This is a genomic window from Pseudomonas sp. S30_BP2TU TE3576 (genome assembly GCF_050436025.1).
In the GTDB taxonomy this organism is placed as follows: Bacteria; Pseudomonadota; Gammaproteobacteria; order Pseudomonadales; family Pseudomonadaceae; genus Aquipseudomonas.
Map to the genome: position 1 here is coordinate 5,763,474 of NZ_JBNDLK010000001.1, position 10,797 is coordinate 5,774,270.

Sequence of the window (10,797 nt, forward strand, 5' to 3'; positions counted from 1 at the left end):
TGTTCATGATCAATGGCGGGGATTATCGGGGTTTTTATGCCGCGCCGGCCAATGCCAGGGTCGCCTGGGCATATTTTTGTCGTGGGATCAGCAGTTTTGCCGGGGCCTGGGCCAGTTGTTCGGCCAGGGCCAGCGCGGCGCTTTCCGCCACGCCGTAGCAACCGGTGCGCTCAAACGCTATCTGCGATTGATGACTGAGTTGCTGCTCATAAGCGGCAAGTTGCTGGCTGCTGAAATACATCAATTCCAGGCCAAGCTGCTTCGCCAGTTCGATCAGTGCAGGTTCGTTGCGCTTCAAATCGATGCTGGCCAGGGCCTTGATCTCATGAAGCGGGATCTGATGCGCTTCCAGCGCCTGGTCGAGCAGCGCCCGCAGCGTGCTGACAGGGCAGCCCCGCTGGCAGCCCAGGCCGACCACCAGGGTCGGCGCTGTGCTGGCAGCAGTCATGCGTGGTATTGACCATCGCTTTTGCGGCGGAACAACCAGGCGCTGATCAGGCCCAGGGCCAGCCAGAATGCCACGTTGGTCAGCTGCGAAGCGATTTTGAACTGGGCTTCCAGTGCTTGCGGAGCGAGCATCGAATGCACCTCCGGTTGCGGTGCGCCAATCACATGGGGAACGGCGAGGATCGCCACACCGAGGACTTTCATCAGCCAGTGACGGCTGAACACAACCAGGGCGATACCGACGGCGGTGGAGGCGGCGGTGCCGATCCACCACAGTTGCCGTTGTGCCAGATCGGCGGCGGCAGTGCCGGGCAATTCAGGTGGCAGGCCGAGCGTCGGTGCGAGCACGAAGGTCGCATAACCGGCCAGGCCCCAGAGCAGGCCTTGAGAGGTTTTGGTCGGTGCACGCAAGGTGTACAGGCCGGCCAGCATCAGGGCGAAACCGACGGCCACCACCAGGTTGCCGCCAGTGGTCGACAGCACACGCTGCCAGCCGTCTTCCGGCTCCCAGGCTTGCGCATCGTGGGTGTGAGCAGCCATGGCGCCATCGGCGTGCTGGTGAACTTCAACGGCGGCCGGTTCGGCTTTTTCGTAGGTCTCGGCCTGCAAAATCAGCGGCGCGACCCAGAAGCTTTGCAGCAGGGTCAACAACAGGGCGGCCAGCAGTCCGGTGAAGCCTGCGGTTTGCGCAATACGCTTGATCATGTCAACAGCTCTCAGTGGCACGGGAACGCGGAGCTGTGACGGGTATCGTGGGCGGCATTGTGCACCGCTTCGATGTGCGAGAAACCGGCGAAATAGACAAGACAGGCGCCCAGGATCGACGCGCAGACGGCGGCGGTCAGACGTTGGGCCAGGGTAGAAGTGGTGCTGGTGGTGATGTGGCCGGTGCTGCTGATGATCGACATGGCGTATCCCTCTGGTCTGTCAGCGGGGAATAAGAGCGCATGCAAAAAACTGCACGACCAGGCGCGCAGCGTTTCAAACAGCGCCCGCCCACCGCGGGTTTGTTGGTTCAGTGATCGTACTGGTCACTTTGTGTTGCGGGCCGGTCTCCGGGCTCACGAGGGGCGCAGGCCTCTGCCTGTTCCTGAAAGCATCACCTTCCCATGCCGTAGTGGCACAGTGGATCTGATGCTTCGCTCGCTTACCGTTGCGGGGGCAGCACCGGACTGACATGGCTTAAGAGTAAAGCACATGATTCACCGGTTTCCCGTTTCACCCTGTGAAGGGCACCCGTAACAAGGCGTGTAGGAGAGCATGGGAGGGGGTTGGGCGTCAATTGGCAAGGGTTCTCAACTGTAAACCGAGTCGCTTTCTTCGCGAGCAAGCCCGCTCCCACACTTGACCCTTTTCCCCTGAAAGAACCCGATCAAATGTGGGAGCGGGCTTGCTCGCGAAGGGCACACCGCAGAAGTCACGTGAACATTGACCCGCCCCAAGACCATGCGTAGCCTTGCGCTTTCGAGGTTCTTCGGCGTTTGCCGAAGCTAAGAAGGGAACGCGGTCAATGCCGCGGCTGCCCCCGCAACTGTGAACGGTGATGTTCGCTGCCACGCCACTGCAGGCTCAATCCATGAGTCCGGCGGGAAGGCGCAGCGAATGCCAGGCTCAAGGCTGGCACACCGTCAGCCAGGAGACCTGCCTCGACACAGATTCTCACTTTCAACCGGGCGGGGTGATCCGGTGGCGAACTCTTCAGGCACGCGCGCCCGCGTTGCCGGTTGTCGTCCCGTATGCCCGCCAGCTTAGCCAAAGGGCATCCGATGAAAACACTGGCCAAACTCCCCGTCACTATCGTCACAGGCTTTCTCGGCTCGGGTAAAACCACGCTGCTGCGGCACATGCTCGACAACGCCCAGGGCCGCCGCATCGCGGTGATCGTCAATGAATTTGGCGAGTTGGGCATCGACGGCGAAATTCTCAAGCAATGTTCCATCGGCTGTACCGAAGAAGAGGCCAACGGCCGAGTCTATGAGCTGGCTAACGGCTGCCTGTGCTGCACCGTCCAGGAGGAGTTCTTCCCGGTGATGCGCGAACTGGTGGCCCGTCGCGGCGATCTCGATCACATCCTGATCGAAACCTCGGGCCTGGCACTGCCAAAGCCGCTGGTGCAAGCCTTCCAGTGGCCGGAAATCCGTAGCGCCTGCACGGTTGACGCGGTGATCACCGTGGTCGACAGCCCGGCTGTCGCCGCCGGCACGTTCGCCGCATTCCCCGATCAGGTCGACGCCCAGCGCAAACTCGACCCGAACCTGGACCACGAATCGCCGCTGCACGAGCTGTTCGCCGACCAATTGGCCAGCGCCGACCTGGTCATCCTCAACAAAACCGACCTGATCAACCCGGCAGACCTGGCCCGCGTGCGCCTGGAAGTCGCCGAAGAATTGCCGCCTGCGGTGAAAATCGTCGAAGCCAGCAGCGGTCGCCTGCCGCTGGACGTGCTGATCGGCCTGGGTGCCGGCTCCGAAGAACACATCGACAGCCGTCACAGCCACCACGACCATCATCACGATGGCGACGACGATCATGACGACCACGATCACGACGCCTTCGATTCGATCTCCATCGAACTGCCCCAGGCCGACGAAAGCCTGCTGATGGACGCGCTGACCCAACTGGTAGTCCAGCACGGCATCTTGCGGGTCAAGGGTTTTGCGGCGATCCCGAACAAACCGATGCGCCTGCTGATCCAGGGCGTGGGCACGCGTTTCGACAAGCATTTCGACCGCCAGTGGGGCGCCGAAGAAGCGCGCATCACCCGCCTGGTGTTGATTGGCCAGGAACTGGACGCCACTGTTCTCGAAGCGCAATTGCGCGCCGCGCTCAGCGTGTAAGCCATGCACCTGCTCAGGACCCAGCCCGGCGGTTTCGTGTCGGATGACAACATCGCCGACCTTGGACAAACCCCCGCCGACCTGGTGGTCCTGTGCAGTGGCGATTCCAGCCTGGCGCTGCTCGCCGAAGCGGCGCAGCAGTTGCCCGGCGATTACCCGAGCGTGCGCCTGGCCAACCCGATGCAGGTGCAGAACCATGCCTCGGTCGACTTGTACGTCGATGAGGTTCTGCGTCACGCCAAGGTGATCCTGATTTCGCTGCACGGCGGCATCGCCTATTGGCGTTACGGTATCGAGCGTCTGGTTGAACTGTCGCAGCGCGGCGTGCAGGTGATTCTGGTGCCGGGCGATGATCGCCCGGACCCGGAGCTCAGCGACCTGAGCACGGTCGGCGCCGAGGATCGCGATCGGCTCTGGCAGTTTCTGCGTCAGGGCGGCATGGGTAATGCGCTGAATTTTTTCCGCTGCCTGGCGAGCCGCTGGCTGGCACGCGATTACACCTGGGGCGAGCCGCAAACCCTGCCACGCACGGCGATTTACCATCCGCACAAACACTCTGCCGCACTGAGCGACTGGCAGGCCGACTGGCACGCCGATCAATCCGTGGCGGCGGTGTTGTTTTACCGCTCGCATTTGCAGGCGGCGAACACTGCTTTCATTGATGTTTTTTGCCAGCGATTGCAGGCGGCGGGGTTGAATCCGTTGCCGATTGCGTTGGCCAGCCTGAAAGAACCCGGTTGCCTTGGCGTGGTCGAGGACTGGCTGGATGAGGCCAGCGTCTCGGTGATCCTGAACACCACGGGGTTCGCCCAGTCGAGCCCCGAAGCCCCGCATCTGCGCCCGTTTCGCCGCAATATTCCGGTGATTCAGGCCATTTGCGCACAGGACAACGAACCGGGTTGGCGCGCCAGCGAACAGGGCCTCGGCCCCCGTGACCTGGCGATGCACATTGCCTTGCCGGAACTGGACGGCCGCATCATCAGTCGCCCGATCAGTTTCAAGGATCTGGCGTGGCGCAGTGAGCGCAGTCAGTCGGATGTGGTTTGCTACCGGCCGCAACCGGAGCGCATGGATTTCGTGGCCGAACTGGCGCGGCGTTGGGTCGATCTGGCGCGGGTACCTAATGCTGATAAACGCATTGCGTTGATTCTCGCCAATTACCCGACCCGCGACGGTCGCATCGGTAATGGCGTCGGGCTCGACACCCCGGCCGCCGCACTGAATATCCTGCGGGCGCTGCATGCCGAAGGTTATCCGTTGCCGGCCGAATTGCCCGACAGCGGCACCGCGCTGATCCAGCAGTTGCTGGGTGGCGTCAGCAACGATCTGGATACCCTCGACCTGCGTCCGTGTCAGCAAAGTCTGGCGCTGGACGAATATCTGGCGATGTTCCACGCACTGCCCGAAACCAACCGCGCGGCTGTGCTCGAACGCTGGGGTACGCCAGAAAACGACCCGATGTGCCGCAGCGGACGGATGATGATCGCCGGCCTGCGTTTTGGCCTGACTTTCGTCGGCATTCAACCGGCGCGGGGTTATCAGGTCGACCCGAGCGCGGTGTATCACGATCCGGACCTGGTTCCGCCCCATGGTTACCTGGCGTTTTACTTCTGGCTGCGCAACACCTACGGCGCGCATGGCGTGATCCATGTCGGCAAGCACGGCAACCTCGAATGGTTGCCGGGCAAAGGCGTGGGGTTGTCGGAGCACTGCTGGCCGGACGCGTTGCTCGGGTCACTGCCGAACATCTATCCGTTCATCGTCAACGACCCGGGCGAGGGCGCCCAGGCCAAGCGGCGGACCCAGGCTGTGATCATCGATCACCTGATGCCACCGCTGACCCGCGCCGAAACCTACGGCCCGTTGCGCAACCTCGAGCTGTTGGCGGACGAATATTACGAAGCGCAGTTGCTCGATCCGCGCCGCGCCCGAGAGTTGCAGCGCGACATCCTGCAACTGGTGCGCGACACGCACATTGACCGTGAACTGCAACTGGACGAACAGCTCGACAGCGATGCCGACGCGGCGGTCTGGTTACCGCGACTCGACACCTACCTGTGCGACTTGAAAGAGTCGCAGATCCGCGATGGCCTGCATGTGTTCGGCGAATCGCCCACCGGTCGTTTGCGCATCGACACCTTGCTGGCGTTGTTGCGCATTCCAAGGGGCGATGGCCGAGGTGCGCAATCGAGTCTGCTGCGGGCGCTGGCCAAGGCCTTCGGACTGGGTTTCGATCCGCTTGATTGTGTACTGGCCGAGTCCTGGGCGGGGCCGCGTCCCGAGCCTCTTTTGCTTATCAGCGACGACACTTGGCGTACGGCGGGCGATACCCGCGAGCGCCTGGAACTGTTTGCCGCGCAGTTGATTTCGGACGCGTTGAATAACCCCTGTGGGAGCGGGCTTGCTCGCGAATCGGTTGAGCATTCAACATTGATGTCGATTGACCCACCGCTTTCGCGAGCAAGCCCGCTCCCACAAGGGGCAAACTGGAATGAAGTGCAAGCCATCCTCGACAGCTTGCGCGAAGTGGTCGCACCAAGGCTGGACGCCTGCGGCCCCGCGGAAATGCGCGGTCTGCTTGACGCCCTCAGCGGGCGCTTCGTCCCGGCCGGCCCCAGCGGTGCGCCGAGTCGTGGGCGCCTGGACGTGCTGCCCACCGGGCGCAACTTTTACTCGGTGGACGTGCGCAATTTGCCGACCACCACAGCATGGCGCATCGGTTTTCAGTCGGCCAACCTGATTCTGGAGCGGCACCTGCAGGATCACGGCGACCATTTGCGCCAGCTCGGTCTGTCGGTATGGGGCACCGCGACCATGCGCACCGGTGGCGATGACATCGCCCAGGCCATGGCGTTGATGGGCGTGCGTCCGGTCTGGGCGACCGGCAGCCAGCGGGTCGATGATTTCGAGATTCTGCCGTTGAGTTTGCTCGACCGCCCGCGAGTCGACGTGACCTTGCGTGTCTCCGGTTTTTTCCGCGATGCCTTTGCCAATTTGATCCGCTTGTTTGACGCGGCGGTGCAAGCGGTCGCCGACCTCGATGAGCCGGACGATCTCAACCCGCTGGCGGCCAAGGTGCGCGACGAACGTGCAGCCTTGCGGCAGGCGGGGCTCGATGAAGACACGGCGCGACGTCAGGCCGGCTGGCGGATTTTCGGGGCCAAGCCCGGCGCCTACGGTGCAGGTGTGCAGGGCGCCATCGACGGTCGTCTATGGCAGACCCGTGAGGATCTGGTCGCCGTTTATTTGAACTGGGGCGGCTACGCTTACGGCGGCTCTGACGAAGGTACCGCGGCTCGGGAGCAATTCACCCAGCGTCTGGGCCAGGTGCAAGCAGTGCTGCAAAACCAGGATAACCGCGAGCACGATTTGCTCGACTCCAACGATTACTACCAGTTCCAGGGTGGCATGCTCGCGGCGGTGGAAAGCCTGAAAGGTGAGGCCGCAGCCAGTTATCATGGCGACCACAGCCAGCCGGACTTGCCGAAAATCCGCACCTTGAAGGAAGAGCTGAACCGGGTGATCCGCTCCCGGGCGGCCAATCCAAAGTGGCTCGAGGGCGTTAAACGTCACGGCTACAAAGGCGCATTTGAAATGGCCGCGACCGTCGATAACCTGTTCGCCTTCGACGCCACCACGCAATTGATCGACGATCACCAGTACGCGTTGTTGGCCGACGCCTATTTGCTCGACCCTGACACCCGGGATTTTGTCCGTGAACACAATCCCCATGCCTTGCGCGACATGACTGAACGTATGCTCGAGGCGCAACAACGCGGGATGTGGAAAGACCCCGGCGCCTACCGCGAGGCATTGGAAAATCTGTTGCTGGATATAGAAGAAGACAGCTAATCACCGCAAACCCTGTGGGAGCGGGCTTGCCCGCGAAGGCAATTTGTCAGCCAACGATGATGTTGGATGTGATGGCCTCTTCGCGAGCAAGCCCGCTCCCACAGGGATATAGGTGCCTGTGACATCACCGACCATGACTGAGAAAGAACTATGACCGACACCCCGCATTTCCCGCTCTCCGCCGTGGTCGGCGCCGACGATTTGAAGCTGGCCCTGTACCTGACTGCCATCGACCCGAAAATCGGCGGTGTCTTGATCGAAGGCCCGCGAGGCATGGCCAAGTCGACCCTGGCTCGCGGTCTGGCGGACCTGCTGGCCAGCGGGCAGTTCGTCACATTGCCGCTGGGCGCCACCGAAGAGCGCCTGGTCGGCACTCTCGATCTCGACGCAGCACTGGGCGAAGGTCGCGCACAGTTTTCCCCCGGCGTACTGGCCAAGGCTGACGGTGGCGTGCTTTACGTCGACGAGGTCAATCTGTTGCCCGATCACCTCGTTGACCTGCTGCTCGATGTGGCCGCCAGCGGCACCAATCTGGTCGAGCGCGACGGTATTTCCCATCGGCACTCGGCGAAGTTCGTGCTGATTGGCACCATGAATCCGGAAGAGGGTGAGCTGCGTCCGCAACTGCTCGACCGTTTCGGCTTGAACGTCGCCCTCGGTGGCCACACCGCGCCTGCCGAACGAGGCCAGATTATCCGCCGTCGCCTGGATTTCGACAGCGACCCGCAAGGTTTCTGCGCTGAATGGGAATCCGCGCAGGCGTCTTTGCGTGTACGTTGCCAGAACGCACGTAATGCGCTGGCAAGCATTCCCCTCGACGACCAGGCACTGGCACACATTACCGAACGTTGCTTTGCCGCTGGCGTCGATGGTTTGCGTGCCGATCTGGTGTGGCTCCGTGCCGCCCGGGCTCACGCCGCCTGGCGCGGGGCGAACGCCATCGCCGAGGCCGATATCGACGCAGTCGCCGAGTTCGCCTTGCGCCATCGTCGTCGCGAGCATTCGCCGCCGGCACCTGCGCAATCCCAAACTGCGCCACAAACCGCGCCGCAGAACGACAATCCGGGTGAAGGGCAGGGCCAGTGGGGCGAATTGCCTGCCCAAGCGCTGGCGGTCGGCGCACGACGTGAAGTGCCGAGCTGGCCAAAAAAGCCCTAGGCATTCGCCCTCGCTGCGACGCGGGGGCGAATGCCAGACCCCGAGCCGGGCGGCTGGACCACGGCAAGCAGGGTAAGCGTCACGCCGCACGCAATGGCTCGGTCAACTGGCCCGGTACATTGCTCAATGGCCGGCCGCGTCAGCGCGACGATCTGTTGTTTCACCTGCGCACTCGTGCGCCCCATGAACTGTGGCTGGTGATCGTTGACGCCTCCGCTTCGACCCGCCGTCATCAGGCGTTGAGTGATGCCAAGGGCTTGCTGGCGCAGTTGTTCGACGATGCCTATCGCCAGCGTGCGCGACTGGCCCTGCTCACGGCCAGCGGCTCTGCCCCCAAGTGGCAGGTGCAGGGATTGAAGGCTTCGACCGGGTTGCGCCATTGGCTCGACGGCCTTGGCGCCGGTGGTGGTACGCCGTTGCTGGCGGCTTTGAGCGAAGCGGGACAATGGCTTGCGGCACGGCAAAAGCGTTTTCCGGCAGAGCAGCAGCGCTTGTTGCTGGTGACCGATGGCCGGCTGAAGGACTGGCCGCTGCTGCCTGTGCTTGCGTGTCCGGGGTTGTTGATCGACATCGAGCGCGGGCCGATTCGGCTTGGGCGTAGCCGGGTGTTGGCAGCGCAGTTGCAGGCGGAATATCGGCACATCGACGAGCTGCTTCCTGGCTGAGTTCTCCTTTGCCCGGGCCGGCCTCTTCGCGAGCAAGCCCGCTCCCACAGGGGGCAACGCATTCCAAATGTGGGAGCGGGCTTGCTCGCGAAGGCGGCGGGTCAGCCAACATCAATTCTGCATTACTTGCCCATCGCCTGCCGATACTGCCGGGTGCGCCTGCCAATGTACAACTGGTCGACAATCAACGCCCACAACGCCGACACGTCAGGCCGGGTTTTGCGCCCACGGCTCAAGCGATGCAGCTGGAACTTCACCACCGCCATGCTTGCCAGCGCCGCCAGGGGCTTGCGCTTCCAGCGGATCGGCGGCAATTGCGGATGGCTGTTCTGGCCTTCACGCCAGTGCTTGACCAAGTGTGGTTCCACGGCTAGCGCAGTGCCGATGCCGGCCATGGCGATGCCGCTGTCGAGTACCTGTTCGACGATTGCCAAACGGCGGATCCCGCCCGTCACCATCACCGGCATACGCGCCACGCTGGCCAGTTCACCGGCCATTTCCAGAAAGTACGCTTCCCGTGCCAGGGTCCGGCCGTCCCGGGCTTCGCCTTGCATGGCCGGTGCTTCGTAACTGCCACCGGAGAGTTCCAGCAGGTCGATCGGCTGTTCGTTGAGCCACAGGATGACCTGCCGCGCGTCATCGGCATCGAAACCGCCGCGCTGGAAATCCGCTGAATTGAGCTTCACCGACACACAAAATTGTGGCGACACCGCTTGGCGGACTGCCTTGACGACGGACAACAGCAGGCGCGCACGATTCTCCAGCGAACCGCCCCATTGATCGGTGCGCCGATTGGTCAATGGCGAAAGGAACTGGCTGATCAGGTAGCCATGGGCGGCGTGGATCTGTACTCCGGTAAAACCGGCTTTCTCCGCCAGTGCGGCGCTGCTGGCGAAGCGTCGGATTACCTCCTGGATGTCGTCCTCGCTCATGGGTTTGGGTTCGGCGAACATCTTCGAGAACTGGCCGAGATCCAGTGCAACCGCCGACGGCGCCAGAGCTTGCTGGCCAAGGTTGGCCATGGTCTGGCGGCCAGGATGGTTGAGCTGCACCCAGAAATGCGCACCGCCGGCCCGGCCGATACTGGCCCACTGGCGGAAGCGTTCCAGATGGTGCTCGTCTTCCAGCGCTACACCGCCGGGGCCGGTCATGGCGCGGCGGTCGATCATCACATTGCCGGTCAGCAACAAGCCGGCCTCGCCCCCGGCCCAGGCTTGATACAGGCGAAACAGCGCCTGGTCGGGCACCTGATCGGTATCGGCGAGGTTCTCTTCCATGGCGGCTTTGGCAATGCGATTACCGATGGTCTGACCGTTGGGCAATTTCAATATTTGGAAGGGCGACATGCTTGACTCCTCGAAGTGATGAGCAGAGCCTAAGCTTAAAGTTAACTTTAATGTCAAGCAGACAAATGAGGTCCCGATGAAAATTGGTGAATTGGCACAGTTGAGCGGGTTGACCGCATCGCGCATCCGTTTTTACGAGTCTCAGGGATTGATCCGGCAGGTCGAGCGTTCTGCCAACGGATATCGGCGTTACTCGCAACAGGCGCTGCAAACCCTGCAAATCATCCAATGCGCGCAACAGGCCGGTTTCAGTCTGGAGGAGCTCAAGCAATTGCTGCCGGATAATGTGACGGGCGCGTTCAAGCACGATGAGTTGATGGCCGGCCTGCATCGCAAGATCGAGCAGATCGAAGAGATGCAACGGCACCTGGCCCAGAGCAAAGCGCAGTTGCTGGAATGGATCGACACCATTCAGACCCGGCCCGAAGGCATGACCTGCGATGAAAATGCCGAACGGGTGATGACGTCATTCAAGCATTAGGTCAGGTATCG

At 62.5% G+C, this 10,797-nt stretch carries 9 protein-coding genes and 2 riboswitches; of the genes, 5 read left to right on the forward strand and 4 right to left on the reverse strand.

Annotated elements, in window-relative coordinates; all coding sequences use genetic code 11:
• Positions 1–34: 34 nt before the first annotated feature.
• The 3 genes from ABIA48_RS26390 to ABIA48_RS26400 are packed head-to-tail and all read right to left on the reverse strand — an operon-like array spanning position 35 to position 1,355.
• Positions 35–448 carry a cobalamin biosynthesis protein gene (locus ABIA48_RS26390; RefSeq protein ID WP_310062581.1) on the reverse strand — a complete coding sequence of 138 codons (414 nt, stop codon included), beginning with the start codon at positions 446–448 and terminating at the stop codon, positions 35–37.
• Positions 445–1,152, reverse strand: coding sequence for a CbtA family protein (locus tag ABIA48_RS26395; RefSeq protein ID WP_204933717.1), 708 nt, complete (start codon positions 1,150–1,152; stop codon positions 445–447). The genes ABIA48_RS26390 and ABIA48_RS26395 overlap by 4 nt, the downstream gene beginning before the upstream one ends.
• 11 nt (positions 1,153–1,163) lie before the next feature.
• Complete coding sequence (locus ABIA48_RS26400; protein ID WP_007992699.1) at positions 1,164–1,355, reverse strand: CbtB domain-containing protein; 192 nt, start codon at positions 1,353–1,355, stop codon at positions 1,164–1,166.
• Positions 1,356–1,476: 121 nt separating this feature from the next.
• A riboswitch (cobalamin riboswitch) is annotated at positions 1,477–1,702 on the reverse strand.
• 195 nt (positions 1,703–1,897) lie between these two features.
• Positions 1,898–2,110, forward strand: a riboswitch (cobalamin riboswitch).
• A 103-nt stretch (positions 2,111–2,213) separates the two neighbouring features.
• Here ABIA48_RS26400 and cobW point away from each other — a divergent pair.
• The 4 genes from cobW to ABIA48_RS26420 all read left to right on the forward strand — a co-directional run bounded on the left by cobW (position 2,214) and on the right by ABIA48_RS26420 (position 8,959).
• Positions 2,214–3,284: a cobalamin biosynthesis protein CobW gene (gene cobW / locus ABIA48_RS26405; RefSeq protein ID WP_429492952.1), complete on the forward strand. Its 1,071-nt coding sequence runs from the start codon at positions 2,214–2,216 to the stop codon at positions 3,282–3,284.
• A 3-nt stretch (positions 3,285–3,287) separates the two neighbouring features.
• Positions 3,288–7,136, forward strand: coding sequence for a cobaltochelatase subunit CobN (cobN, locus tag ABIA48_RS26410; RefSeq protein WP_429492464.1), 3,849 nt, complete (start codon positions 3,288–3,290; stop codon positions 7,134–7,136).
• 150 nt (positions 7,137–7,286) lie between these two features.
• Positions 7,287–8,294 carry an ATP-binding protein gene (locus tag ABIA48_RS26415; protein ID WP_429492466.1) on the forward strand — a complete coding sequence of 336 codons (1,008 nt, stop codon included), beginning with the start codon at positions 7,287–7,289 and terminating at the stop codon, positions 8,292–8,294.
• Between the two features lie 119 nt (positions 8,295–8,413).
• Positions 8,414–8,959 (forward strand): vWA domain-containing protein, encoded by a 546-nt coding sequence (locus tag ABIA48_RS26420; protein ID WP_429492468.1) that lies wholly within the window; start codon positions 8,414–8,416, stop codon positions 8,957–8,959.
• A 122-nt stretch (positions 8,960–9,081) separates the two neighbouring features.
• Here the strand turns inward: ABIA48_RS26420 and ABIA48_RS26425 are convergent, their stop codons facing one another.
• Positions 9,082–10,305: an NADH:flavin oxidoreductase/NADH oxidase family protein gene (locus tag ABIA48_RS26425; RefSeq protein ID WP_429492470.1), complete on the reverse strand. Its 1,224-nt coding sequence runs from the start codon at positions 10,303–10,305 to the stop codon at positions 9,082–9,084.
• Positions 10,306–10,381: 76 nt separating this feature from the next.
• Here ABIA48_RS26425 and ABIA48_RS26430 point away from each other — a divergent pair, with 76 nt between their 5' ends.
• A complete protein-coding gene (locus ABIA48_RS26430) occupies positions 10,382–10,786 on the forward strand; it encodes a MerR family transcriptional regulator (RefSeq protein WP_429492472.1) in 405 nt (134 codons plus the stop codon).
• Positions 10,787–10,797 lie beyond the last annotated feature (11 nt).

What these genes read in the sequence shown, in the direction of transcription:
- ABIA48_RS26390 (WP_310062581.1), bottom strand. Translation starts at nt 448, where the DNA reads ATGACTGCTGCCAGCACAGCGCCGACCCTGGTGGTCGGCCTGGGCTGC.
- ABIA48_RS26395 (WP_204933717.1), bottom strand. Translation starts at nt 1,152, where the DNA reads ATGATCAAGCGTATTGCGCAAACCGCAGGCTTCACCGGACTGCTGGCC.
- ABIA48_RS26400 (WP_007992699.1), bottom strand. Translation starts at nt 1,355, where the DNA reads ATGTCGATCATCAGCAGCACCGGCCACATCACCACCAGCACCACTTCT.
- cobW (WP_429492952.1), top strand. Translation starts at nt 2,214, where the DNA reads ATGAAAACACTGGCCAAACTCCCCGTCACTATCGTCACAGGCTTTCTC.
- cobN (WP_429492464.1), top strand. Translation starts at nt 3,288, where the DNA reads ATGCACCTGCTCAGGACCCAGCCCGGCGGTTTCGTGTCGGATGACAAC.
- ABIA48_RS26415 (WP_429492466.1), top strand. Translation starts at nt 7,287, where the DNA reads ATGACCGACACCCCGCATTTCCCGCTCTCCGCCGTGGTCGGCGCCGAC.
- ABIA48_RS26425 (WP_429492470.1), bottom strand. Translation starts at nt 10,305, where the DNA reads ATGTCGCCCTTCCAAATATTGAAATTGCCCAACGGTCAGACCATCGGT.
- ABIA48_RS26430 (WP_429492472.1), top strand. Translation starts at nt 10,382, where the DNA reads ATGAAAATTGGTGAATTGGCACAGTTGAGCGGGTTGACCGCATCGCGC.